The sequence below is a fragment of the Leisingera methylohalidivorans DSM 14336 genome (genome assembly GCF_000511355.1).
GTDB classification, from domain to species: Bacteria; Pseudomonadota; Alphaproteobacteria; order Rhodobacterales; family Rhodobacteraceae; genus Leisingera; species Leisingera methylohalidivorans.
Window position 1 is genome coordinate 96,991 of sequence record NC_023146.1, and the last position, 24,478, is coordinate 121,468.

Consider the following 24,478-nt stretch of genomic DNA (forward strand, 5'->3'; position numbering starts at 1 on the left):
TCCATGACATTGCTGACCCAGGACGAATACACATCCATCGCCGCAGGTCTGGCCCTGCCCACCGGCGCCTTCATTGACGGAAAATTCCGCCCGGCGGCCTCGGGCAAAACCTTTGAAACAGTGAATCCGGCGACCGGCGAAAAGCTGGCGGATATCGCATCCTGCGGCGCCGAAGACGTTGATTTCGCGGTCGAAAAAGCCCGCGAAGCCTTTGACGACGGGCGCTGGTCGAAACTGCACCCCTCCGCGCGCAAGGACGTGCTGATCCGGCTCGCCAAGCTGATGACCCGCCAGCGGCGCGAACTGGCGGTGATGGAAAGCCTCGACAGCGGCAAGACCATCTATGACTGCGAAACCGTCGATGTGCCGGAAACCATCCACTGCATCAAATGGCACGCCGAGGCGATCGACAAGATCTATGATCAGGTGGCGCCAGCCTCGGACGATCACATCGCCATGGTGCTGCGCGAACCCATCGGCGTTGCGGGGCTGGTGCTGCCGTGGAACTTCCCGCTCTTGATGCTGGCGTGGAAGATCGGCCCGGCGCTGGCGGCGGGCTGCTCGGTGGTGGTGAAGCCTGCGGCGGAAACCACGCTGACCGCGCTGCGTGTGGCGGAACTGGCGATGGAAGCCGGCCTGCCCCGCGGCGTGCTGAACGTGGTTCCCGGCGGCGGCGCCGAGGTGGGCGAGCCGATCGGGCGGCACATGGACATCGACATGGTCTCCTTCACCGGCTCCACCGTGACCGGCAAGCGGTTCCTGTCCTATTCGGCGGAAAGCAACGCCAAGGAGGTGGTGCTGGAGATGGGCGGCAAAAACCCCGCCATCGTCATGGACGACGCCGAGAGCCTGGACCGGGTGGCGAGCCACGTGGTGAACGGCGCCTTCTGGAACATGGGCGAGAACTGCTCCGCCTCCTCCCGTCTGATCGTGCACAAACACGTCAAGTCAGAGCTGCTGGAACGCATCGCCCATCATGCTAAACAGTGGAACGCCGGCGATCCGCTGGACCCTGAAACGCGCATGGGCGCGCTGGTGTCGCGGGCGCATTTCGACAAGGTCTGCGGCTATCTGGAGCAGGCCGGAAACGTGGTTTTGGGCGGTAAATCCTATGACGGCGCCTTTGTCGAACCCACCGTGGTCGAGGTGCCCGGCAATGACGCGGTACTGGCGCGTGAGGAGATCTTCGGCCCGGTCCTCAGCGTGATCGAGGTTGCCGGATTTGACGAGGCGATCCAGATCGCCAATGACACGGATTACGGCCTTTGTGCGTCGATCTTCACCGCCAACGTCAAACGGGCGATCCGCGGCGCCCGTGCGATCCGGGCGGGCACGGTGACCGTCAACAGCTTTGGCGAGGGCGACATCTCAACGCCTTTCGGCGGTTACAAGCAATCGGGCTTTGGCGGCCGCGACAACGCGCTCCAGGCCCATGACCAGTACACCCAGCTGAAAACCATCTGGATCGACCTGGCCGACGACACAGACGAGGCCGTGGATTGACCGCCTACACCGCCAAACGCCTGCCCCGGCAGACTGCGGCGGCGGGGTGGAATGCCATCCTGCCGCCGCAGGCGCCCTTACCGGTTCTGGAGCAGGATCTGACCGCCGATGTGACCATTATCGGCGGCGGATTTGCGGGCCTGTCCGCCGCCCGCCGCCTGCACCAGCTGGACCCGTCGCTGAAGGTGGCGGTGCTGGAAGCCGGCAGGGTCGCCGAAGGCTCTGCCGGGCGCAATTCCGGCTTCATGATCGACCTGCCGCATGATCTTTCCTCGGACAATTACGCAGGGTCCGGGCTGGAGGCCGACCGCGCTGCGATTGCCTTTAACCGCAAGGCGATTGAATTTGCGAAGGGCGTGGCGGAGGACTGCGCGCTGCCGCAGGAAATCTTTGATCCTGCGGGAAAAATCAACGCTGCCGCAACCCGCGCCGGCGACAGGCACAACCGCGATTTCGCCGCCCATCTGGACCGGCTGGGCGAGCCGCACAGGCTGCTGAGCCGGCAGGAAATCCAGGACCGCACCGGCAGTCCGCATTACACCTCCGGCCTTTATGCGCCCGGAACCGTGATGATCCAGCCCGCCGGCTATATCCGGGCGCTGTCGGCGCATCTGGCCGGACAGATCAGCATATATGAAAACACCCCCGCCACCGGGTTTGAAAAACAGGGCAATGGCTGGGTAGTCAGCACCCCCAAGGGGCGCATCCGCACCGGCAGGATCATCCTGGCCTGCAACGGCCATCTGGAAAGCTTCGGCTTTTACCAGCGCCGCCTGATGCACATCTGCCTCTATGCCTCGATGACCAAACGTCTGACGCCGGAGCAGATCACCCGGCTCGGCGGCGACGCCCGCTGGTCGGTGACGCCCGCGGATCCGGCCGGCACCTCTGTGCGGCGGATATCCGGCTCTTACGGCGACCGCATCCTGATCCGGACCTGCGCCAGCTTCCACCCCACCATCGAGACCAGCCCTATGCGCCTGCACAACGCCGGCTGGGTGCATGACCGCAAGTTCAAGGAGCGGTTCCCGCATCTGGGAGATGTGCGGATGGAGCACCGCTGGGCCGGGATGCTCTGTCTTAGCCGCAACGGATCTGCGGCGTTCGGCGAGCTGGACCAGGGCGTCTATGCCGCCTGCTGCCAGAACGGTCTTGGCATCGCCCGCGGCACCCTGCAGGGCATGGGCGCGGCCGAGCTGCTGCTGCAGGGGGGATCGGATACCGCCAGCCATTTCCTGGCCCAGCCGCTGCCGCCGGAACTGCCGCCGGAACCCTTTGCCTCGCTTGGCGCGAACACATACCTGATGTGGAAGGAATGGCGGTCCGGGAAAGAATAAGGGCCTAGGGGGCTCTGCCCCCGGCCTGCGGCCTCCCCCGGAGTGTTTTTAACCAGAAAGAAGCAGCACCGTGGCTTTCACAGCCTGGACCAGTTTGGCTTCAAGGCAAGCTCAGCTTGGCCATCCGCCCGCCATCGACGGTATAGACTTGGCCGGTGATAAAGCCTGCGTCCTCTGCAGCCAGGAAGGCCACCAGTGCCGCCACCTCCTCAGGCTTGCCGGTGCGGCCCGCCGGGTGGATGCCAGCGATATCGCGGCGGAAGGCCTCCGGGTCGGGCATGGCTTCGATGAAGCCCATGTTCAGTTCGGTGTCGATCCGGCCCGGCGCCACCGCGTTGCAGCGGATGCCCTCGTTTCCGTGGTCCACTGCCACCGCGCGGGTAAGGCCGTGCAGACCAGCCTTGGAGGCGCAATAGGCGGCATGGCCGGGGTTGCTGCCCAGCCCCTCGATCGATCCGGTGTTGACGATGCTGCCCTTGGTTTTGCGCAACAAAGGCAGCGCTGCCTGAATCATCAGGAAGGGTGCGGTCAGGTTGCGCTGCCAGTCGGCCAGCGGCATGTCCTCGACGCGCGCCGCCTGCATCCTGCCGGCGTTGTTGACCAGCACATCCAGCCCCCCTGCCCGGCTGACAGCCTCCGCCACCACCTGCGCGGGGCTGTCCGGGTCGGTGAAATCCGCCGGAATCGCTTCGAACTCCGCATCCGTGCCGCGCTGTGCCGTGAGCACCCGCGCGCCCTCATCACGCAGCCGCCGGGCGATGGCCTGGCCGATGCCGCTGCGCCCGCCGGTGACCAGCGCAACCTTGCCCTGAAACCGATCATGACACCGGTTTCCCGCCGTTCACCTCCAGCAGCGCGCCGCACATGTAGCGGGACGCGTCAGAGGCCAGGAACATCACCACATCAGCGATGTCTTCCGGCTCGGCAATCCGGCCCAGCGGCACGGTCTTGCCCAGTTCCGCCGCCGCGCTGTCCGGGTCAAAGCCGCGTTTGGCAAAGCCGCTGCGCAGCATCGGTGTGTTCACCTCATTCGGGCAGACCGCGTTGATGCGGATGCCCTGGCGGGCATGATCCATGCCCATGCATTGGGTCAGCGAGGCAATTGCCGCCTTGGTCATGCAATAGAGCGCATGGTTCGGCCCCGGGTTTTTGCCGCCCCAGCACGACGAAGTGTTAACGATGGCGCCGCCGCCGGTTTCCGCCATCAGCGGGATCGCGGCGCGGCAGATGCGGAATGGCGCCTCGACGTTCACGCCCATCGACAGGTTCCAGTCCGCGTCCGAGGTCTCGGTCACCAGGCCACGGGTGATGACGCCGGCGTTTTTTATGACGACATCGAGGCCGCCAAGCGCCTCCGCGGCTGCCTGCGGCAGCGCGTTGGCATAGTCTGCATCCAGCAGATCGCCAGGCAGATTCGCCTCCGCCTCCATCGCCCCAGCTGTCATCACAGGTATGCGGCAGATTGCGGGCCTCGCAGATGCCGCGGATGGTGCGCATCGGATGCAAGCCCCCGATACGGGTGACCTTCATGCCGAAACCGTCGACCAGACCGGTGCCGGCCGCGGTTATCACCGTGTTCAGACAGGTGCTGTTTTCATCCATGTAGATGCCGTGACTGACCTGCAGGCGGATTTTTTGCAAGTCTTCCATCGTGTTGCAGGGTTGCTTCATGATGAAGGGGTCTCCGGGCATTCGCGGCTGACGCGCAGCGCATCCCGCGTGGTCCAGCCGCGGTTGCCATCCACCGCCAGCCGCATGCCCGAACCGCCGATCTGCTCCCAGACCTTGCGGATAGTCTCGATATCCAGCTCCACCGGACGGCCGCCGGCCTTCACCTGCAGGCGGGGATAGGGGCCGTTCTTAACCGGCAGATCATGCTGATAAATAGGGATTTCCGCAATTTTCATAGTCTTGCCCTGTTGGAAAAAAGCCCGCCGTTGTCACCGGGCGGGCCAGTCGGGGAGGAAGATCAGCAGCTCTGGTTCAACTCGTCGGCGGCGGGAATTTCCCGCTCGCGCCGGGCGATGTAATCCAGCAATTCTTCGTTTTTCGCCTCGTCCAGTTTCGGCTCCTGATATTCTGCCAGCAGCTTTTTCGCGCGAGTCAAAGCGCGTTCGGTGATCTCGGCGCTGCCCTCTGCCTGCCACTGCTCGATCGAGTTGTTGTCGAACAGCTCCGGCATGAAAAACGCCTCCTGGAAGTTCTCCTGGGTGTGGGGATGGCCCAGATAATGCCCCCCCGGCCCGACATCCGGCACCGCCGACAGCGCCTGCTCGAAATCGTGCCATTTCGGCCCTTCCGCCATCCGGTAGGCCATCGCGCATTGCTCGGCATCGACGATGAACTTGGCGACGGAACAATGCATCCCGGCCTCGTTCCAGCCCGCCGAATGCCAGATATAGTTGGCGCCGGCATGCATCACCGCCTGCAGGGTGGTGGCGGATTCATAGCCCGCCTGCGCGTCAAAGGTCTTGGCGCCGCCCAGGGTGTTGGAGGTCCGCCACGGCACCCCGTAATAGCGCGCCATCTGGCCGATCATGAAGTTCATCAGGCTGATTTCCGGGGTGCCGGCCATCGGCGCACCGGATTTCATTGAAACGGTCGACAGGTAGTGGCCATAGATCGCCGGGGCGCCCTTGCGGATCACCTGGGTGTAGGCCAGCGCGCTCAGCGCTTCGGCGTTCAGCTGCGCAACCGCGGCCGGGACCGAGGCAGGCGTGTTGGCGCCGCCCAGCACAAAAGGCGAGCACAGCACCGGCTGGTTGCGGCGGCAGAAGGCGCGCATCGCGCCCAGCATGGTCTCGTCCCAGACCAGCGGCGAGTTGCCGTTGCAATTGCCGGTGGTGACCGGATGGCTGTCGATGAAATCCGCGCCGAACAGGATCGCGCACATGTCCAGCACGTCTTCAGCGTTCTTGGGGCTGGTGGTCATGCCCATGAACGTCTTGTCCGAGTGTTTCATCGACGAATAGGTGATCCGGAGATGGCGCTGGCTGATCGGGTGATCGTAGGGTTCCACGATGTGATGCGCCGAGGAATGCAGGCTGGGCATCATATGCGCCAGCTTGTGGAACATCGCCAGGTCGTCCAGCACCGGGTTGCGGCGCACATCGTCCAGATCACGCAAAAAGGGCGCCCCGGTCATCGGCACAAAGATCGAATGCTTGCCGCCCAGGCGCACGTTCTTTTGCGGATCACGCGCGTGATAGGTGAAAGCGCCGGGGATGGTCCTGATCAGCTCCCGCACCAGGCCGCGGTCCAGAAAGACCAGCTCCCCCTCAACCTTGGCGCCGGCGCGTTTCCAGTCCTCCAGCGCAATCGGATCGCGGAACTGGACGCCGACGTTTTCCAGAATATTCATCGAGGCATTGTCGATCATCCCGACCTGGGCGCCGTCCATCACCTCGCACAGGGGGATATTGCGGGCGAGGCCCGGCAGCATGTCGAATTTCGGGGCGGTGCGCAGGGCGCGGCGGGCAGTGCGGCCGCCGGCACGCGAACGGGGTGCTGTGGCTTGCTCAGTCATGGCTGGGGTCTCCTTTGACAGAGAGTTTCGCCAAAGCACTGCGGCTTCACCTGCAGGATTACGAAATGCGGTTGCAGAAACCGACATTCGATCCAATGGAACCGGTTCAGGACAGCTCTGCCCTGTCTCGGGACCTGTTTCACAGGAACCGCAGAAAAAAGGCACACAGGCCCCGAAAACGCCGGAATAGACCCTGATTAGAGGCTGCAATCAGATGAATACGCGAGAATCCCCGGACTGAAGCGACTCGGCCGGGATGCCCCCCTGCGGACCCGGCATACGGGGCCCGGGATTTTGCAGCTTCGCCTGACTTATCCCGGGATTTTGGTTATTGCTATTATATTTCAGCATCTTACTGGGTTATTCGCGGCATTTCCCGTGATCCGGCAGAAACCCCGGCAATCCGCCTGCAACCTGTAAATGAAGGAATCTATTGCAAAACACTGTTCGCATTGCGTATAGAAACGATAAATAAAGCGCTGACGCAAAACAGCGTTACTATCGAGAGGGCAGCAGTTGGCAGTAGCACTCCACATCAATCAACGAATCCGCGAAAATGCGGAAAACCTCAGTGCGGCCCTCGAAAGCCACATGCTGGCGAGTTTCGCGCCGGATGCAAGGAAGGAATTGCGGCTGTTCAGCGCTGGCGAGGCGGCTGAAATGCTGGGCATTTCCTCGAGCTTCCTGCGCAAGCTGCATTTTGACGGCAAACTGCCCGAGGTGCACACCACGCCGGGCGGCAGGCGCCACTATTCCGCCGCCGACCTCTTGGAAATGCGCAAGATCCTGGATGCCGCGGCCAAGACGCCGGGCACCTATCTGCGCGGCCGCCGGGCAGGCGACAAGGTGCAGGTGCTGTCCTTCCTGAACTTCAAGGGCGGGTCGGGCAAGACCACCTCGTCAATCCACACCGCGCAGCGGCTGGCGCTGAAAGGCTACCGGGTGCTGGCGGTGGATATCGACCCGCAGGCGTCCCTGACGACGCTTTTCGGCTATCGGCCCGAGGTCGATTTCCTTGAAACAGGGACGATTTATGACGCAATCCGCTATGATGACCCCCTGCCCCTGCGCCAGATCATCCAGCAGACCTATTTCAGCGGTCTCGATCTCGCTCCCGGCGGTCTGATCCTGCAGGAATTCGAACATGAAACCCCGCAGGCACTGTTGAACAACGTGCAGCCCGCGTTCTTTTCCCGCATGGCCGCCGCCTTGCAGGAGGTTGAAGCGGATTATGACGTGATCATCTTCGACTGCCCGCCGCAGCTGGGCTATCTGACCATGTCGGCGCTCTGTGCGTCGACCGGCGTGCTGATCACCGTGGTGCCGAACATGCTGGACATCGCCTCGATGTCGCAATTCCTGCAGATGAGCGCCGAATTGCTGGATGTGGTCTCCAATGCGGGCGCCTCGCTCGAATTTGACTTCCTGCGCTTCCTGATCAACCGCTACGAGCCGAACGACGGGCCGCAGCAACAGGTGGTTGCATTCATGCGGCAGCTGTTCGGCGACGAGGTCATGGTGGCGCCGATGCTGAAATCCACGGCGATTTCCGATGCAGGCCTGACCCAGCAGACGGTGTACGAGGTCGAAAGATCCCAATTTCACAGGTCAACCTATGACCGTGCGGTGGATTCACTGAATCAAGTTAACGATGAAATAGAATCCCTCCTACAACACGCATGGAGGCGTTGATGGCACGCAAAGGAATACTCAGCACAGCCCTGAACCCAGGCACACCGGCCGCTCCCGCAGCCAAGCCCAAGATGATCCCGCGCGGCGCCGTCGGGGCGCTGCAGTCCTCGCTCAGCAAGCTGCAGGAAAGCGCGGTGCAGGAGATCGACACCGCGCTGATCGACAACGCCGGGTATGAAGACCGCCTGGGTATGGATGGCGCGGCGTTCAACCAGTTGAAAGACAGCCTGCAGACCTATGGGCAGCAGGTGCCGGTGCTGCTGCGCCCGCACCCGAAGACAGCCGGACGGTTCGAAATCGTCTATGGCCGCCGCCGTCTGAAGGCGCTGCGCGAGCTGGGCCAGCCGGTCAAGGCCATGGTGCGGCAGCTGGACGACCACGCGCTGGTGATGGCGCAGGGGCAGGAAAACACCTCCCGCCAGGATCTCAGCTTCATTGAAAAGGCCGCCTTTGCGGCGCAGTTGCAGGCCGATGGCTATGGACGGCAGACAATTGCCGCGGCGCTGTCGATCGACCTGCCGATGGTATCGCGGATGCTGAAGGTCGGGACGGCCTTTGATCTGCCCTTTCTGCGGCTGATCGGATCAGCCCCTGGCATCGGCCGCGACCGCTGGATGACACTGGTCAAGCAGTTCGAGGTGCCGGGCGCGCGCAACCGGGCGCTGGCCTATGCCAATACGCCTGATTTCCTGATGAACGATTCCGATGGCCGGTTTGAGGCGGCGCTGAAACGGGCCCAGGACGTCCCGCGGGAGCCAAAGCCGGCCCCTGCCCCGCCAAAGACCCGCGCCCTTGCGGGCCGCGACGGCGCTGAGGTGGCCGGGATCAAGACCACCGCCAAGGGCGTCACCCTCACCATCGCCGCCAAGGACGCGCCCGGGTTCGACGCCTGGTTCGACGCCCATGCGGAAGACATCATAACCGAGCTTCACGGCCGCTGGCAGCAAGACCAGCCTGAGCAGCCGGAAGACTGACCAAGAGCAGCAACAGTAAGGACAGGAGGCACGTAAACAGGCAAAAGAAAAGCCCCCCAGGACATTACATCCCAGAAGGCCGTTCTCAGATTTAGCACCTTTGGAATAGCCCTTCAGACTCGTCACTGTCAACTCCATGCGCCGCATGGGGGCGGGAATTCTTTGTCTTTCGTGAAAATAACATGGAACAGGCGTCCCAAATCGCATTTGGGCGGCAGGATCCGTGCGGCCGGCTGGCGGGTACTCACGACAAGTGGGACCTTCTGGCTGCGCTCACGCACGCCGCCGCGGAATTTGAACTGAGCCACCGCACCCTTGGCGTGCTGAAGGCCTTGCTGACGTTCTTCCCCGAACGCGCGCTGCCTGCCGAGCCGGACAGCGCCATTGTGTTTCCGTCGAACCGCAAATTGATGGAGCGGCTGAACGGGATGCCGGAAAGCACCCTGCGCCGCCATCTGGCCACCCTCACCCGCGCCGGGATTGTCAGCCGTAAGAACAGCCCCAACCGCAAACGCTACGCGCGGCGCAGCGGTGATGACATGCCGCTGGCCTTCGGCTTTGACCTCTCCCCCCTCGCCCGCCACGCCGGTCAGATTTTCGACGCGGCCCTGGATGCCAAGGCGCGGGCCGAGCATCTTGCAGTGCTGCGCGACCGGGTTGCCGTGCTGCGGCAAGAACTGGTTGAACTGGCTGACGGCGCCGCAGAGACGCTGCTGGACACCGCCCGCAAACTGCTGCGCCGCAAACCCTGCGCCGATGAGCTGACCCGGATGGCTGAGGCGCTGCACGGTGAAATTGTCCGCCGGACGCCCGGAGGAACCCCGCAACAGACCAAACTGCCAGCACGCAATATGAGCGCCCCTGACAGCCAGAATGAGCGGCACATACAGGATTCAATAAAAAAAGATTCTGACTCTGAAGAGCCGCAGGCCACAACGCCTTTGCCGCAGCCGCAGCATCCAGGCGCCAGTGAAGGCACAGCAGAGAAACACTGTGATCTTGCCACCGTTCTGCGGGCCTGTCCCGAAGTGCAAACATACTACCCTGGCAAGCTGCGGAATTGGCAGGACGCTGACCGGATTGCCGAGACGCTGTCGCCGATGATGGGGATTGAGATGCCTGTGCTCAGCGATGCCCGGGCTGCGATGGGCCGCAAGGACGCGGCAACGGCGGTGATGTGCATCTTGGAGAAGCTCGGCACGATCCGCAGCCCAGGCGCCTATCTGCGGCGTCTGGCGCAAAAGGCACGGGCGGGTCAGTTCTCCACCGCACCGATGCTGAATGCCTTGCTGCAGGCGGGCAGCCGGGCGGAAATTGTCAGCTGACAATTTTTCGGAATGAGCGGTTTTTCACTATGGCACCCTCCCGCCAGGCAGCTTGCATGTGAGGCCTGGAACGTGGCGCAGGACGGCGCCGGGACCGGTTTAACCAGCGCCGGAGGTGTGAAATTGTCAGCTGACAATTTTTTCATCCCGCCGGGTTTGCCAAGCCGTTAAGCCGCGTCATCGGCCCGTTTCCGGGACAGCGGATTGCCGTCACGCATGGCTGGCAATCCTCCGTTGCCAGAGGCCGGAGCAAAAATTGTCAGCTGACAATTTTCCGCCCTGCCGCCGTGTTCCGGCACTCCGTGGCATTGCCTCATGCAGCTCCCGCCGGCCACAGTGACGGCAAGCCTTCCTGTGAAAGGGACTTGCGGCCTCATGCTTGCCATCTTGCACAACCGGACTTACCGGCATTTGTTCCTGGCCCAGATTGCGGCGCTGACCGGCACCGGGCTGGCCACTGTTGCGCTTGGCCTTCTGGCTTATGACTTGGCGGGGGAGCGCGCCGGACTGGTGCTGGGCACTGCGCTGACGATCAAGATGGCGGCCTATGTCACCGTTGCCCCCGTCGCGGCCGCCTGGGCGGAACAGGTGGACCGGCGAAAGATGCTGATCGGGCTGGATCTGCTGCGGATGGCCGTGGCGGTTTGCCTGCCGTTCGTCACCGGGGTCTGGCAGATCTATGTGCTGATCTTTCTGCTGCAGTCGGCCTCTGCCGGGTTCACGCCGGCCTTCCAGGCCACGATCCCCGATGTGCTGACGGCGGAGAAGGACTATACCCGGGCGCTGTCGCTGTCGCGGATGGCCTATGAGCTGGAGAGCCTCGCCAGCCCGGTGCTGGCCGCAGCCCTGCTGCTTCTGGTCAGTTCCGCGACGCTGTTCTGGGGCACTGCGGCGGGGTTCGCGGGATCGGCGCTGCTGCTGCTGTCCATCAGCCTGCCGTCTCCTGCGCCCAGGGCGCCCCGGCCGATCTGGCAGCGCACCACGCGGGGGATCAGGAATTATCTGCGCACCCCGCGGCTGCGCGGGCTGCTGGCGCTGAACTGGGTGGTTTCAGCGATGGCGGCAATGGTGCTGGTCAACACAGTGGTCCTGGTGCGCGCCGGCCTGGGGCAGGGGGAAACCGCGGTCGCGCTGGCGCTGGCGGCGTTTGGCGGCGGATCGATGCTGGCGGCCCTGCTGCTGCCGCGGCTTCTGGAGCGGGTGTCCGACCGGACGGTGATGCTGGCAGGCGGCGCCCTGGGCAGTGCTGCGCTGGCGGTGCTTGCGCTCAGCCTCTTTGCCGCGCCGCTGGGATTTGCACGGCTGGCAATCGCCTGGGCGGTGATCGGCGCGGGCTACTCGGCGGTGCTGACCCCCTCGGGGCGGCTGCTGGCGCGCTCGGCCCATGCGGCGGACCGGCCCGCGGTGTTTGCCGCGCAGTTCACCCTGTCGCATGCCTGCTGGCTTTTGTTCTATCCTCTGTCGGCCTGGCTGATGGCAGCCTGGGGGGCGGGCGCGGCGATGCTGGCCCTGGCGCTTCTGGCGGCGGCGGGGCTGATCGCCGCGCGGCACCTGTGGCCCAAGGACAGCGCATCCCCCGTTGCGCATAGCCACCCCGGCCTGCCGCCGGACCACCCGCATCTGCAAGGCGGCCAGCCGCACGCGCATCCGATCATCATCGACGATCAGCACCCGGAAGTTCCGAAAAAGACCCAGTGCTGAAGGCGGCAGGCTGGCCAGTGTCTATTTTATGACTAGACATAATAACCTAAATGAGTAGTTTAATATTGAAATAGCAGCAAAGAGAATCGGGGGGAGTCCGTGACAGGGGATTTTGTTCTGACCGGCGCACGGCTGGCGACGATGGCCAGCACAGACACGCCATATGGGCTGATTGAAGACGGTGCGGTTGCGGTTTCGGACGGCACCATCGTCTGGGCCGGGCCAAGGCAGAAATTGTCAGCTGACAATTCTGCTTGGGAGCAGCGGGATCTTGGCGGCCGGCTGGTGACGCCGGGGCTGATCGATTGCCACACCCATATCGTTTTTGGCGGCAACCGCGCGATGGAGTTCGAGATGCGACTGAACGGCGCGTCTTATGAAGAGGTCGCACGGGCAGGGGGCGGCATCGTCTCCACCGTGAGCGCAACCCGCACCGCGTCGCTGGACGATCTGGTGCAGGGCGCGCTGCCCCGTCTGGATGCGCTGATCGCCGAAGGCGCCACCGTGGTCGAGGTGAAATCCGGCTACGGGCTGGACCGCGATACCGAACTGAATATGCTGCGCGCCGCTCGCCGCCTGGGCGAGTTGCGCCCGGTGACGGTGAAAACCACCTTCCTTGGTGCCCATGCGGCGCCGGCCGAGTACAAGGGCCGCGACGACGCCTATATAGACGAGGTCTGCATTCCCGCCCTGCGCGCCGCCCATGCCGAAGGGCTGGTCGATGCGGTGGATGGATTCTGCGAGAACATCGCCTTTGCGCCGGCGCAGATCGAACGGGTGTTCAAAGCGGCGCAGGAGCTGGGCCTGCCGGTGAAACTGCACGCCGAACAGCTGAGCCATCAGGGCGGCACCGCCCTGGCCGCGCAATATGGCGCGCTGTCCGTCGATCACGTCGAATACGCAAATGAGGACGACGCCAGGGCGATGGCCGCCAGCGGCTCTGTCGCGGTGATCCTGCCGGGCGCGTTCTATACCATCCGCGAAACGCAAGAACCGCCGATCGGCCATTTCCGCACCCATGGCGTGCCGATGGCGCTGGCAACCGATTGCAACCCCGGCTCCTCGCCGCTGACGTCCTTGCTGCTGACAATGAACATGGGCTGCACCCTGTTCCGGATGACGCCCGAGGAGGCGCTGGCCGGTGTCACCCGCAATGCCGCCCGTGCGCTGGGGCTCAAGGACCGCGGCCAGATCGCCGCAGGCATGCGCGCCGATCTGGCGGTCTGGGACGTCGGGACGCCCGGCGAACTGGCCTACCGCATCGGCTTCAACCCGCTTCACACCCGTATCCATGAGGGCAAACAATGATCGAGATGATCCCCGGCACGGTAACGCTTGCCACGTTGCAGGACGTATACCGCAACCTCACCCCGGCCAAGCTGGACGCCTCGGCCCGCGAACCGGTTGAGGCCGCAGCCCAGATGGTGGCAGATGCCGCCGCGGGTAACGAAGCCGTCTACGGCATCAACACCGGCTTCGGCAAACTGGCCTCGACCAAGATCGCGCCGGAAGACACCGCCACCCTGCAGCGCAACCTGATCCTGTCGCATTGCTGCGGCGTCGGCGAGGCGCTGCCGGAGGACAAGACCCGGCTGATGATGACGCTGAAGCTGCTGTCGATGGGGCGCGGTGCGTCCGGCGTGCGCTGGCTGGTGATTGATCAGATCGAACAGATGCTGGAACGCGGCGTGGTGCCGGTGATCCCGTCGCAGGGTTCGGTCGGCGCATCGGGCGACCTGGCACCGCTGGCGCATATGGCGGCGGCGATGATCGGGGCAGGGGAGGCCACATTCGAGGGCACCCGCATGTCCAGCGCCGAAGCGCTTAAAAAGGCCGGTTTAGAGCCGATTGTGCTGGGCCCCAAGGAAGGCCTGGGCCTGATCAACGGAACCCAGTTTTCGACGGCCTGCGCGCTGGCCGGTCTGTTTGACGCCTGGCGCATGGCCGAAGCGTCGATGGCGATTGCCGCGCTGTCCACCGATGCCATCATGGGCTCCACCGCGCCGCTGATCGCCGATATCCACACCCTGCGCGGCCATGCCGGTCAGATCGACGTGGCGCAGCAGATGCGCGACATCATGGCGGGCAGTGAAATCCGCGAGAGCCACCGCGAGGGCGACACCCGGGTGCAGGATCCCTATTGCATCCGTTGCCAGCCGCAGGTGGTGGGCGCCGCGCTGGACGTGCTGCGCATGGCCGCCAAAACGCTGGAGATCGAAGCCAACGCTGTCACCGACAACCCCTTGGTGCTGGTGAACGAGGGGCGCATCGTCTCGGGCGGCAACTTCCACGCCGAGTATGTGGGCTTTGCCGCCGATCAGATTGCGCTGGCCGTGGCCGAAATCGGCGCGATTGCGCAGCGCCGGGTGGCCCTGATGGTCGATCCGACCCTCAGCCACGACCTGCCGCCGTTCCTGACGCCGGATCCGGGGCTGAACTCGGGCTTCATGATTGCCGAAGTGACCACCGCGGCGCTGATGAGCGAGAACAAGCATCTGGCCAACCCCTGCGTGACCGACTCGACCCCGACTTCGGCCAACCAGGAGGACCATGTGTCGATGGCCGCCCACGGCGCGCTGCGGCTGACAAAGATGAACGCCAACCTGTCGGTGATCCTGGGCGTCGAAATGCTCTGCGCTGCGCAAGGGGTTGAGGCGCGCACGCCGCTGAAAACTTCCGAACGCCTGCAGGACGTGCTGGCGATGCTGCGCGAGGACATCCCCTCGCTGGCAGAGGACCGCTATCTGGCGCCCGATATCGAGGCTGCAAGCGCCATGATCCGTGCAGGCCGTGCTGCCGATGCGGCCGGGGTGAAGGTGGCCGCATGATCGAGGTTACTCAAGGATCATCACCGCTGGTGCTGGGGCTGCCCCACACCGGCACCGATGTGCCGCCGGAGATTTGGGACTGCCTCAATGAAACCGGCCGGGCGCTGGCGGATACCGACTGGCACATCCACGATCTCTATGCGGGGCTGGCCGGGGACGTCACCACCGTCCGCACCCCTATCCACCGCTATGTGATCGACGCGAACCGGGATCCCGCCGGGGTCAGCCTGTACCCCGGGCAAAACACCACCACGCTGGTGCCGCTGACCGATTTTGACGGGCAGGGGATCTGGCGCGAGGGCATGGAACCGGACGCGGCGGAAACCGCCCGCCGCCGTGACACCTATCACGCGCCCTATCATGCTGCCCTGGCGGCGGAACTGGAGCGGGTGAAGGCGGTCCACGGCTTTGCGATCCTCTATGACTGCCATTCGATCCGGGGCGACATCCCCTTCCTGTTCGAGGGCCGGCTTCCGGATTTCAGCATCGGCACCAATCTGGGCGCGACCTGCGATGCGTCGATCGAGGCGCTGACCGTCGCCCGTTGCGAAGCCGCCGAAGGCTATACCTCGGTGCTGAACGGCCGCTTCAAGGGCGGCTGGACCACCCGCCACTATGGCCGCCCCGCTGACGGGCTGCATGCGATCCAGATGGAACTGGCGCAGGCGACCTACTGCCAGGAAAGCCCGCCCTGGACCTATCTGCCGGAGCGCGCAGAAGCATTGCGCGCCCATCTCACCCTTATCCTGACTGATCTCAAAAACTGGAGGCCCTCGGCATGAGCGATCCCCGCAAGAACACCCGCGATATTTTCCCGCCCACCGGCACTGAGCTGAACGCCAAGTCCTGGATGACCGAAGCGCCGCTGCGGATGATGATGAACAACCTGCACCCCGATGTGGCCGAAAACCCGCATGAGCTGGTGGTGTATGGCGGCATCGGCCGCGCCGCGCGGACCTGGAAGGACTTCGACATGATCGTCGAGAGCCTGAAAAATCTTGAGGAAGATCAGACTCTTATGGTGCAGTCGGGCAAGCCGGTCGGCGTGTTCCAGACTCACAAGGACGCGCCCCGTGTGCTGATCGCCAACTCCAACCTGGTGCCGCATTGGGCCAATTGGGACCACTTCAACGAGCTCGATAAGAAGGGTCTGATGATGTACGGCCAGATGACCGCTGGCTCGTGGATCTATATCGGCACCCAGGGCATTGTGCAGGGCACCTATGAGACCTTTGCCGAGGCCGGCCGCCAGCATTTCGACGGCGACCTGACCGGCAAATGGATCCTGACCGGCGGTCTTGGCGGCATGGGCGGCGCGCAGCCGCTGGCGGCTGTGTTTGCCGGTGCCTGCTGCCTGGCGGTGGAATGCAACCCGGATTCGATCGACTTCCGCCTGCGCACCAAATACCTGGACGAGAAGGCCGAAACCCTGGACGAGGCGCTGGAGATGATCGAGCGCTGGACCGCCGCGGGCGAGGCGAAATCCGTCGGCCTTCTGGGCAATGCGGCGGATGTATTCGCCGAGCTGGTCGAGCGCGCCAAGGCGGGCGGCATCCGCCCCGACATCGTCACCGACCAGACCTCGGCGCACGACCCGGTCAACGGCTACCTGCCGCAGGGCTGGACCATGGCCGAGTGGAAGGAAAAGCGCGAGACCGACAAGAAAGCGGTTGAGAAAGCCGCCCGTGCCTCGATGAAGGTGCAGGTCAAGGCGATGTGCGATTTCCACGCGATGGGCGTGCCCACGGTGGATTACGGCAACAACATCCGCCAGATGGCGCTGGAGGAGGGGCTGGAGAACGCGTTTGACTTCCCCGGCTTCGTGCCCGCCTATATCCGGCCGCTGTTCTGCCGCGGCATCGGCCCGTTCCGCTGGGCCGCCCTGTCGGGCGATCCGGAGGATATCCGCAAGACCGACGCCAAGATGAAGGAACTGTTCCCCGACAACGAAGGCCTGCACCGCTGGCTGGACATGGCGCAGGAACGGATTGCCTTCCAGGGCCTGCCGGCCCGGATCTGCTGGATCGGTCTGGGCGACCGCCACAAGGCGGGCCTTGCGTTCAACGAGATGGTCAAGAACGGCGAGCTGAAGGCGCCGGTTGTCATCGGCCGCGATCATCTGGACTCCGGTTCGGTGGCCTCGCCCAACCGGGAAACTGAATCGATGATGGACGGTTCGGACGCAGTCTCCGACTGGCCGCTGCTGAACGCGCTGCTGAACACCGCTTCGGGCGCCACCTGGGTGTCGCTGCACCACGGCGGCGGCGTCGGCATGGGCTTCTCGCAGCATTCCGGCGTGGTGATCTGCTGCGACGGCAGCGAGGACGCGGAACGCCGCATCGGGCGGGTTCTGTGGAACGATCCGGCGACCGGCGTGATGCGCCACGCGGATGCGGGCTATGACATCGCCAAGGATTGCGCACGGGAACACGGGCTGAACCTGCCCGGCATCCTGGGGTGACCTGAAAAAGGCTCAAATCCATTGCGGATTTCAGCCCCCGAAAATGATGTTTCAGGGCCGTTCTTCGCGCAGAAGAGCGGCCCTTTTCAATCGCTGCGCCAATGCAGCCCGCGGGTCAGCAGCAGGCGCTGCACCCGGCCCGGATAGTCGGAACAGATCGCGTCGACGCCCAGATCGATCATCCGCTCAATGTCTTCGGGCGCGTTGACGGTCCAGACAATCGTCACCAGCCCCAGTTCGCGGGCACGGGCCAATGATTGCGGTGTGATGTCCAGGTAGTAGGGGCACCAGAACCGCCCCCGGGCTGCGGCAACGCGATCCGGCAGGTCCAGCACTGTGCAGCCCGCCACCGGGTTCACCGCCTTGGAGGAATCCTCGCCCGCGTCATCGGTGTTCTCCGGCAGCTGGGTCAGATAGGAGGCGGGCATTTCCGGGGCAATCCGCTGGCAGTCGGCCAGCAGATCCCAGTCGAAACTGTGCAGCACCGTGCGCGGCTGCATGCGGGCGGCGCGGACATCGGAAACCACGGCCTCAACCAGTGCCTGGCGCGCGGCGGTGTCGGCCAGCAGGTCGGGGTCGGATTTGATCTCCAGAAGCAAATGAACGCCCCGATGCTGCGGCTGCTGCAGCAGCGCCAGCAGATCCGCAAGGCGGGGAATGCGCAGGCCGGTCAGGAAGGCCTGATCCGGAAACCGCCGGCCATAGGCGCTGGCGCCATCCAGCCCGCCCACATCATAACGCAGCAATTCGGCATAGCTGAGGGCCGAAACTTTGGGTTCCGCGCCTTGCAGCCAGTTGCCATTGGCATCGCGGACCATCGACCGGGTCAGATGGTGGTTGTGGGTGATCACCACCACCCCGTCGCGGGTGGCGGTGACGTCCAGTTCCAGCAGATCCACCCCGGTTTTCAGGGCGAATTCAAAGCCTTCCAGGGTGTTTTCCGGCAGCACGCCGCGGGCGCCGCGGTGGCCGACCAGCCGGATCACGCCCGGCGCGCCTGCAAAGGCAGGGATCTGGGGGAAGACCATCAGTCTGCCAGACGTTTGCCGGAGGCGGCGTCGAACAGGTGGGTGAGTTCAGGCGTGGCCGAAAAACGGCGGATGCTGCCGATGCCGTCACCGGCATGGCCCGGAACGCTGGCGGTGAGCGCGTGTTCTGTGCCCTGCAGGCGTCCGTGGATCAATGTGTTGGCGCCCAATTGCTCCAGCAGGTCCACCTGCAGCGCGATGGGGCCGTTTTCGTCCGCCGTCAGATGTTCGGGGCGCAGGCCCAGGGTTGCAGCACCGGAATGGGCAGAGACGACCGGAAGCACCGCGCCGCCGGGCAGGGCGGCCTGGCCGCCGTTCAGGTCAGCCGGGAAGAAGTTCATTGCCGGGCTGCCGATGAATCCGGCGACAAACACCGAGGCCGGGCGGTCGTAAAGTTCAATCGGGGTGCCGAACTGCTCGACATAGCCGCCGTTCAGCACCATCAGCCGGTCGCCAAGGGTCATCGCCTCGACCTGATCGTGGGTCACATAGATCGAGGTCACCCCCAGCCGCTGCTGCAGCTTGCGGATTTCCAGCCGCATCTGCACCCGCAGCTTGGCGTCCAGGTTCGACAGCGGCTCGTCGAACAGGAACACCTGCGGATCGCGCACGATGGCGCGGCCCATGGCAACCCGCTGACGCTGGCCGCCGGACAGCTGCCGCGGCTTGCGGTCGAGGTATTGTCTGATCTCCAGGATCTCCGCCGCCTCTTCGACGCGGCGGTTGATCTCATCCTTCGGCAGTTTGCGGATCTTCAGGCCATAGGCCATGTTCTGGCGCACCGACATATGCGGGTACAGCGCGTAGTTCTGGAACACCATGGCGATGTCGCGGGCCGAAGGCTCCAGCTCGTTCACCCGGCGGCCGCCGATTGATATTTCGCCGGAGGTCACGCTTTCGAGCCCCGCCACCATCCGCAGCAATGTGGATTTGCCGCAGCCCGAGGGGCCGACGATGACGATGAATTCGCCATCCTTGATGCCGCCTTCGACATGGTGCAGCACCTGCGTCGGGCCGTAGGATTTCACCAGATCTGTGAGTTGAATATCAGCCATTTCGGGGCGCCTTACTTATCGGTTTCCGTCAAGCCCTGCACAAAGAGCTTTTGCATTGCGATCACCACGAACACCGGCGGGATCATCGCCAGAAGGGCCGTGGTCATGATGATGTTCCACTGCGGGCTTTGCTCGGCCGCTTCCAGCATCTGCTTGATCGACATCACGATGGTGGTCATCGAGGTGTCGGTGGTGATCAGCAGCGGCCAGAGGTACTGGTTCCAGCCGAAGATAAACAGGATCACGAACAGCGCCGCGATATTGGTGCGCGACAAGGGCAGCAGGATGTCGAAGAAGAACCTGAGCGGCCCGGCGCCGTCGATGCGGGCGCTCTCCAGCAGTTCATCCGGGACCGTCAGGAACACCTGGCGGAACATGAAGGTGGCGGTGGCCGAGGCGATCAGCGGGATCGACAGACCCCAGTAGCTGTTCAGCATCCCCAGATTGGCGACCACCTCAAACGTGGGCAGGATCCGGACCTCGACCGGCAGCATCAGGGTGATGAAGATCATCCAGAAGAAGGTCATGCGGAACGGGAACTTGAAATAGACGATGGCAAAAGCCGACAGCAGCGATATCGCGATCTTGCCGGTCGAAATCATCAGCGCCATCGCCAATGAGTTCAGCAGCATCAGCCAGACCGGTGCGGTTTCGGTGCCGCTGAGGCCGGAGCCGAACAGGGTCTGCTTCATGTTGTCCAGGAAGTGGTCGCCGGGCCACAGCGGCAGCGGCGCCTGGTTCATCCGCAGCTGGTCATGGGTGGCGGCAACAAAGGTGATCCACACCGGCAGCGCGATGGCAATGACGCCAAGGATCAGCACCAGATGGGTGAGGAAGGCGGTCAGGGGGCGGTTTTCGACCATCAGTATGCCACCTTTCTTTCAACAAAGCGGAACTGGACCACGGTCATGGCGATGACCAGCACCATCAGCACCACCGACTGCGCCGCCGATCCGCCAAGGTCGAGACCGACAAAGCCGTCGTTGAACACCTTGTAGACCAGAATGGTGGTGGAAGTGCCGGGGCCGCCCTGGGTGACGGCGTGGATGATGCCGAAGGTCTCGAAAAAGGCGTAGACCATGTTGATGACCAGCAGGAAAAACGTGGTAGGCGAGATCAGCGGGAAGATGATGGTCCAGAACCGCCGCGCCGGGCCTGCGCCGTCGATGGCGGCGGCTTCGATCACCGAATTAGGGATCGACTGCATGGCGGCGAGATAGAACAGGAAATTATAGGCCACCTGCTTCCATGCCGCGGCCAGGATCACCAGCACCATCGCCTGGGTGCCATTGAGGTAATGGTTCCAGGTGATGCCTGCGAATTCCAGGAAATAGGGAAAGATGCCAAGGGTGGGATTGAACATGAAGACCCACAGGGCACCGGCCAGAACGGGGGCGACCGCATAGGGCCAGATCAGCAGGGTCCGGTAGAACATCGCGCCGCGCACCACCCGCTGGGCAAAGCCTGCCAGCAAGAGCGCCACGCCCATCGACAGCCCCGCCACCAGCAGGGAGAACACCGCGGTGCGCTGAAAACTGGCCAGGTAATGTCTGTCCGACCACAGGATTTCGAAGTTCTCGAACCAGACAAATTCGGTGCCAAGGCCGAAGGCGTCCTCGATCAGGAACGACTGGTACATCGCCTGGCTGGCGGGCCAGATGAAGAACACCAGCGTGATGAGGATTTGCGGTGCGACCAGCAGATAAGGCAGCGCCGAGGTTGGGAAATGCACCCGTTTGAGCATGAAAGGCCCCAGTCAGGAAAGCGGCCCTGCCGCCCCGGGGAAGGGGCGGCAGGGACAGGTCGTCAGGATGGATTAGGACGGGTTGGCGGTGCGCTCGAACCGGCGCAGCAGGTCGTTGCCCCGCTCAACTGCGGCATCCAGCGCTTCCTGCGCGGTTTTCTCGCCGCCCCACAGGGCTTCCAGCTCCTCGTTGATCACGTCGCGGATCTGAACAAAGTTGCCATAGCGCAGACCGCGGCTGTTGGCGGTCGGGGTGTTCAGGCTCAGCTGTTTGATCGCGGTGTCGGTGCCGGGGTTGCTGTCATAGAAGCCTTGGCTTTTGGACAGCTCATACGCAGCAGTGGTGATCGGCACATAGCCGGTCTCCTGGTGCCACCAGGACTGCACCTCGGGCGAGGACAGATAGGTCAGGAATTTGGCGGTGCCTTTGTATTCCGCCTCGTCATGGCCTTCGAGCACCCACAGGGTGGCGCCGCCGATGATCGAGTTCTGCGGCGCATCCGCGATGCTGGTATCCAACGGCAGCATGGCCTGGCCGAACTCGAACTGGGCCTGCGAGGAGATCGAGCCGTAATAGGCCGAGGAGTTCATCCACATGCCGCATTCGCCATTGGTGAACATCGGCAGGCTGTCGCCGCGGCGGCCGCCGTAGACAAACAGGCCGTCCTGGCCCATCGACGCGATGTCATCCAGGCGCGCCGCAACCTGTGCGTTGTTGAAGGTCAGCTCGGTGTCGAAGCCGGCAAAGCCGTTTTCCTTGGTGCCGGTGGGCAGGTTGTGCCAGGCCGAGAAGTTCTCGATCATCACCCAGGACTGCCAGCCAAAGGACACGCCGCATTTCATGCCGTTATCAACCAGCTTCCGGGAGGCGGTCTTGACCTCGTCCCAGGTGGTGGGAACTTCGGCGCCGGCTGCGTCCAGCGCGTCCTTGTTGTACCACAGCACGGGAGAGGAGCTGTTGAAGGGCATCGACAGCAGCTCGCCCTCGGGGGTCTCGTAATAGGACACCACGGCGGGCAGGAAGGCGTCGCCGTCAAACGGCTCACCGGCATCGTTCATCAGCTTTTCGACCGGATAGATTGCGCCTTTGGCGGCCATCATGGTGGCGGTGCCGACCTCGAAGACCTGCACAATCTGCGGGTGTTCATTGGCGCGGAAGGCGGCAATCGCTGCCGTCATCGTCTCGGTGTAGTTGCCCTTGTAGACGGGCACCACTTTGTAGTCGTCCTGAGTGGCGTTGAAGTCTTCGGCGATCTTGTTGACGCGTTCGCCGTTGGTGCCGCCCATGGCGTGCCACCACTGAATTTCGGTTTCTGCAAATGCGGTGCTGCCAGCAACGGCCAGAACGGCCGAGGCGCAGAGCAAAGATTTGATCGGCATGAGCTTCTCTCCCAAGGTTGGTTATGGCGATACCTTGTGTCCGGCGGGAAAGATAATTCAAGCAAAAGTTTTTTGACAAAAAACATAACATGATGTTATGCGGTGGCGCATTGTTCTTCTCTTGAAAGCGGCTAACCCCTTGAAATTCAAACTTCGCCAGCTCGAGGCCTTTCAGGCCGTTGCCCGTACCGGCTCCGTCACCCGCGCCGCTGAAAGCTTGGGGATTTCCCAGCCGGCGGCCAGCCGGCTGCTGTCTGATTTTTCAAAAACAGTGGCGGTGGATCTGTTTACCCGCAAGGACGGGCTGCTGATTCCCACCAGCGAGGCGCGCTATCTGCTGTCCGAGGTGGGCCGGGTGTTCGACAGTCTGAACCATCTGGAGGAACTCAACCGGGACTTGACCGAGCGCACCGCCGGCCATCTGCGCATCGCCTGCCTGCCGGGGTTCGCGACAGCGCTGCTGCCGAAACTGCTGGCCGGGTTTCTGGAGCACCGCCCCGGCGTGCGGCTGACGCTGGAGCCGGACCGGCCCGAGCGGATCCTGGAATGGATCATCGGCGAGCAGTATGACTGCGGCATCACCGACGGGTTTGCCGCCCATCCGGCGGTGGAAAACATCGACCTGCCCATCCGCACCGTCTGTGTGCTGCCGCAGGATGACCCGCTGGCAGAACAGGATGTTATCACGCCCCGCGACCTGCAGCACCGCAAGATCATCCACACAAGGCGCGACAGCCCGTTTTTCCGCAAGCTGCACAAATCATTTTCCGAAGCCGGGGTGGAATTGAACAGCTGGATCGAGGTGCGCCAGTTCTCCACCGCCTGCATAATGGTCGGCCAGGGGCAGGGGGCGTCCGTTGTCAGCGCTTTGGATGCCGAACAGTTCCGCGGCCAGGGCATTGCCATCGTGCCCTTCGCCCCGGACCTGCCTCACCGGCTGTCGATCCTGCGCCCGGTGTCGGGCAGCCGGTCGCTGCTGGCGCTGGATTTTCTGGACGCTTTCACCGACAGCCTGGCGCCGTTCCGCGCCGACCTGGATCCGCCGCCGCGGGTATGAGCCTCGTCCGCCGCCCCGGCAAGCGGCCCGCAAGCTGACATCCGGCGCGGATCTCAGCCATGAACAACCGTGGTTTTTGGGGCCGTTTTCCCGCAGGAGACCGGCTATTCTTCCTTCAGCAGCCGTTGCGCGGTGCGTTTGGCGTCGTTGAGATGCCGTTCAATCGCGGTCCGCGCAGCCTTTGCATCGCCTGACACAATGGCCCCGCAGATCTCCTGCATATGGGCGGGGCCGGGTTTCTGACGCTCTTCAGTCGAGAGCGTCACTGCGCGCAACCGGCTGATGCGGCCATTCAGACGCTGGGCGATTTCCCAGGCGACGCTGTGGCCTGCGCCCTCGAATATGATCCGGTAGAATTCGGTGGTGGCCCGCAGCATCGGACCGGGAATGCCAGCGGCAACCGCTTCCTGCAGCACCTTCAAAGCATCCTGCAGCGCCCCGGCGAGGCCGGGCGTCATGTTCCGGGCGCAGGCTGTGGCGGCTGCGGTCTCCAGCATCTGCCGGATGTCGTAGATCTGCCGCGCGTCCTCCCAGCTGAGCTGCGCCACAATCGGGCCTTTGCCGGGCAGGATCTCGACCAGCCCTTCGGCTTCCAGATAGCGGATGGTCTCGCGCACCACGGTGCGGCTGACGCCAAGCTGGTCGCATAAGGGGCGCTCCACCAGCCGCTCTCCCGGGGCGAACTGGCCAGCGATGATCGCCTCGCGCATCCGCTCCTGCACGATGTCGCGCAGGGTCTGCGGCGGCTGGTCTATTCTGCTCATCACGGGACGGTTCACGGGGCTGTTCATGGGTCCTCCGATAGCAGCCGGGGTTGGGCGGAACAAGTCTGCATTGACTTACTGTCTTATGGTATACCATATTACG

Annotated in this window: 20 protein-coding genes and 1 pseudogene; 11 read left to right on the forward strand and 10 right to left on the reverse strand. The window is 63.9% G+C overall.

The window, feature by feature from the left end; translation table 11 throughout:
- The first annotated feature begins 3 nt into the window (after positions 1–3).
- Positions 4–1,503 carry an aldehyde dehydrogenase gene (locus METH_RS20665; protein WP_024092728.1) on the forward strand — a complete coding sequence of 500 codons (1,500 nt, stop codon included), beginning with the start codon at positions 4–6 and terminating at the stop codon, positions 1,501–1,503.
- Positions 1,500–2,840 (forward strand): NAD(P)/FAD-dependent oxidoreductase, encoded by a 1,341-nt coding sequence (locus METH_RS20670; RefSeq protein ID WP_024092729.1) that lies wholly within the window; start codon positions 1,500–1,502, stop codon positions 2,838–2,840. Before METH_RS20665 ends, METH_RS20670 begins: the two co-directional genes overlap by 4 nt.
- A 100-nt stretch (positions 2,841–2,940) precedes the next feature.
- On the opposite strand, the gene METH_RS20675 is transcribed toward METH_RS20670, so the two are convergent.
- From METH_RS20675 to METH_RS20690, 4 genes and pseudogenes are all read right to left on the reverse strand, one after another.
- A complete protein-coding gene (locus METH_RS20675; RefSeq protein ID WP_044008793.1) occupies positions 2,941–3,636 on the reverse strand; it encodes an SDR family NAD(P)-dependent oxidoreductase in 696 nt (231 codons plus the stop codon).
- 22 nt (positions 3,637–3,658) lie between these two features.
- Entirely contained in the window at positions 3,659–4,342 is a 684-nt protein-coding gene (locus METH_RS20680; RefSeq protein ID WP_425412332.1) for an SDR family NAD(P)-dependent oxidoreductase, read from the reverse strand.
- Positions 4,272–4,690: pseudogene (locus METH_RS20685) on the reverse strand (enolase C-terminal domain-like protein); the annotation flags it as partial. The pseudogene METH_RS20685 and the gene METH_RS20680, both read right to left, overlap by 71 nt.
- 119 nt (positions 4,691–4,809) lie before the next feature.
- Complete coding sequence (locus METH_RS20690; RefSeq protein ID WP_024092734.1) at positions 4,810–6,366, reverse strand: trimethylamine methyltransferase family protein; 1,557 nt, start codon at positions 6,364–6,366, stop codon at positions 4,810–4,812.
- A gap of 516 nt (positions 6,367–6,882) precedes the next feature.
- Here METH_RS20690 and repA point away from each other — a divergent pair.
- The 8 genes from repA (at position 6,883) to hutU (ending at position 17,347) form a co-directional block, all read left to right on the forward strand.
- Positions 6,883–8,058, forward strand: coding sequence for a plasmid partitioning protein RepA (gene repA, locus METH_RS20695; protein ID WP_044008794.1), 1,176 nt, complete (start codon positions 6,883–6,885; stop codon positions 8,056–8,058).
- Positions 8,058–9,032 carry a plasmid partitioning protein RepB gene (gene repB, locus METH_RS20700; protein WP_024092736.1) on the forward strand — a complete coding sequence of 325 codons (975 nt, stop codon included), beginning with the start codon at positions 8,058–8,060 and terminating at the stop codon, positions 9,030–9,032. The genes repA and repB overlap by 1 nt, the downstream gene beginning before the upstream one ends.
- A gap of 182 nt (positions 9,033–9,214) precedes the next feature.
- Positions 9,215–10,357, forward strand: coding sequence for a plasmid replication protein RepC (repC, locus tag METH_RS20705; RefSeq protein WP_024092737.1), 1,143 nt, complete (start codon positions 9,215–9,217; stop codon positions 10,355–10,357).
- Between the two features lie 375 nt (positions 10,358–10,732).
- Entirely contained in the window at positions 10,733–12,058 is a 1,326-nt protein-coding gene (locus METH_RS20710; RefSeq protein ID WP_024092738.1) for an MFS transporter, read from the forward strand.
- Between the two features lie 141 nt (positions 12,059–12,199).
- Positions 12,200–13,366 carry an imidazolonepropionase gene (hutI, locus tag METH_RS20715; RefSeq protein WP_425412333.1) on the forward strand — a complete coding sequence of 389 codons (1,167 nt, stop codon included), beginning with the start codon at positions 12,200–12,202 and terminating at the stop codon, positions 13,364–13,366.
- Complete coding sequence (gene hutH / locus METH_RS20720) at positions 13,363–14,886, forward strand: histidine ammonia-lyase (protein ID WP_024092740.1); 1,524 nt, start codon at positions 13,363–13,365, stop codon at positions 14,884–14,886. The genes hutI and hutH overlap by 4 nt, the downstream gene beginning before the upstream one ends.
- Positions 14,883–15,668 carry an N-formylglutamate deformylase gene (gene hutG / locus METH_RS20725; RefSeq protein ID WP_024092741.1) on the forward strand — a complete coding sequence of 262 codons (786 nt, stop codon included), beginning with the start codon at positions 14,883–14,885 and terminating at the stop codon, positions 15,666–15,668. The genes hutH and hutG overlap by 4 nt, the downstream gene beginning before the upstream one ends.
- The gene (gene hutU, locus METH_RS20730; RefSeq protein WP_024092742.1) at positions 15,665–17,347 is read left to right on the forward strand and encodes a urocanate hydratase; all 1,683 of its coding nucleotides are present in this window, start codon (positions 15,665–15,667) and stop codon (positions 17,345–17,347) included. The genes hutG and hutU overlap by 4 nt, the downstream gene beginning before the upstream one ends.
- Positions 17,348–17,433: 86 nt before the next feature.
- Here the strand turns inward: hutU and METH_RS20735 are convergent, their stop codons facing one another.
- From METH_RS20735 to ugpB, 5 genes are all read right to left on the reverse strand, one after another.
- Positions 17,434–18,375 (reverse strand): glycerophosphodiester phosphodiesterase family protein, encoded by a 942-nt coding sequence (locus METH_RS20735; protein WP_024092743.1) that lies wholly within the window; start codon positions 18,373–18,375, stop codon positions 17,434–17,436.
- Positions 18,375–19,430, reverse strand: coding sequence for a sn-glycerol-3-phosphate import ATP-binding protein UgpC (locus METH_RS20740; RefSeq protein ID WP_024092744.1), 1,056 nt, complete (start codon positions 19,428–19,430; stop codon positions 18,375–18,377). Before METH_RS20740 ends, METH_RS20735 begins: the two co-directional genes overlap by 1 nt.
- Positions 19,431–19,441: 11 nt before the next feature.
- Positions 19,442–20,293: a sn-glycerol-3-phosphate ABC transporter permease UgpE gene (gene ugpE, locus METH_RS20745; protein ID WP_024092745.1), complete on the reverse strand. Its 852-nt coding sequence runs from the start codon at positions 20,291–20,293 to the stop codon at positions 19,442–19,444.
- Positions 20,293–21,174, reverse strand: a complete 882-nt coding sequence (gene ugpA / locus METH_RS20750; protein WP_024092746.1) for a sn-glycerol-3-phosphate ABC transporter permease UgpA — start codon at positions 21,172–21,174, stop codon at positions 20,293–20,295. Before ugpA ends, ugpE begins: the two co-directional genes overlap by 1 nt.
- 72 nt (positions 21,175–21,246) lie before the next feature.
- The gene (ugpB, locus tag METH_RS20755) at positions 21,247–22,554 is read right to left on the reverse strand and encodes a sn-glycerol-3-phosphate ABC transporter substrate-binding protein UgpB (RefSeq protein WP_024092747.1); all 1,308 of its coding nucleotides are present in this window, start codon (positions 22,552–22,554) and stop codon (positions 21,247–21,249) included.
- A gap of 139 nt (positions 22,555–22,693) precedes the next feature.
- On the opposite strand from ugpB, the gene METH_RS20760 reads away from it, so the two are divergent.
- Entirely contained in the window at positions 22,694–23,611 is a 918-nt protein-coding gene (locus METH_RS20760) for a LysR substrate-binding domain-containing protein (RefSeq protein ID WP_044008811.1), read from the forward strand.
- Positions 23,612–23,715: 104 nt separating this feature from the next.
- Here the strand turns inward: METH_RS20760 and METH_RS20765 are convergent, their stop codons facing one another.
- Entirely contained in the window at positions 23,716–24,402 is a 687-nt protein-coding gene (locus METH_RS20765; RefSeq protein WP_024092749.1) for a GntR family transcriptional regulator, read from the reverse strand.
- Positions 24,403–24,478 lie beyond the last annotated feature (76 nt).

Excerpts from the sequence above, each read along its gene's own strand:
- ugpE (WP_024092745.1), bottom strand. The coding sequence starts at position 20,293 with ATGGTCGAAAACCGCCCCCTGACCGCCTTCCTCACCCATCTGGTGCTG.
- METH_RS20665 (WP_024092728.1), top strand. The coding sequence starts at position 4 with ATGACATTGCTGACCCAGGACGAATACACATCCATCGCCGCAGGTCTG.
- METH_RS20740 (WP_024092744.1), bottom strand. The coding sequence starts at position 19,430 with ATGGCTGATATTCAACTCACAGATCTGGTGAAATCCTACGGCCCGACG.
- repC (WP_024092737.1), top strand. The coding sequence starts at position 9,215 with ATGGAACAGGCGTCCCAAATCGCATTTGGGCGGCAGGATCCGTGCGGC.
- hutG (WP_024092741.1), top strand. The coding sequence starts at position 14,883 with ATGATCGAGGTTACTCAAGGATCATCACCGCTGGTGCTGGGGCTGCCC.
- METH_RS20735 (WP_024092743.1), bottom strand. The coding sequence starts at position 18,375 with ATGGTCTTCCCCCAGATCCCTGCCTTTGCAGGCGCGCCGGGCGTGATC.
- METH_RS20765 (WP_024092749.1), bottom strand. The coding sequence starts at position 24,402 with ATGAACAGCCCCGTGAACCGTCCCGTGATGAGCAGAATAGACCAGCCG.
- hutU (WP_024092742.1), top strand. The coding sequence starts at position 15,665 with ATGAGCGATCCCCGCAAGAACACCCGCGATATTTTCCCGCCCACCGGC.
- hutI (WP_425412333.1), top strand. The coding sequence starts at position 12,200 with ATGGCCAGCACAGACACGCCATATGGGCTGATTGAAGACGGTGCGGTT.
- ugpB (WP_024092747.1), bottom strand. The coding sequence starts at position 22,554 with ATGCCGATCAAATCTTTGCTCTGCGCCTCGGCCGTTCTGGCCGTTGCT.
- METH_RS20710 (WP_024092738.1), top strand. The coding sequence starts at position 10,733 with ATGCTTGCCATCTTGCACAACCGGACTTACCGGCATTTGTTCCTGGCC.
- ugpA (WP_024092746.1), bottom strand. The coding sequence starts at position 21,174 with ATGCTCAAACGGGTGCATTTCCCAACCTCGGCGCTGCCTTATCTGCTG.
- hutH (WP_024092740.1), top strand. The coding sequence starts at position 13,363 with ATGATCGAGATGATCCCCGGCACGGTAACGCTTGCCACGTTGCAGGAC.
- METH_RS20690 (WP_024092734.1), bottom strand. The coding sequence starts at position 6,366 with ATGACTGAGCAAGCCACAGCACCCCGTTCGCGTGCCGGCGGCCGCACT.
- repB (WP_024092736.1), top strand. The coding sequence starts at position 8,058 with ATGGCACGCAAAGGAATACTCAGCACAGCCCTGAACCCAGGCACACCG.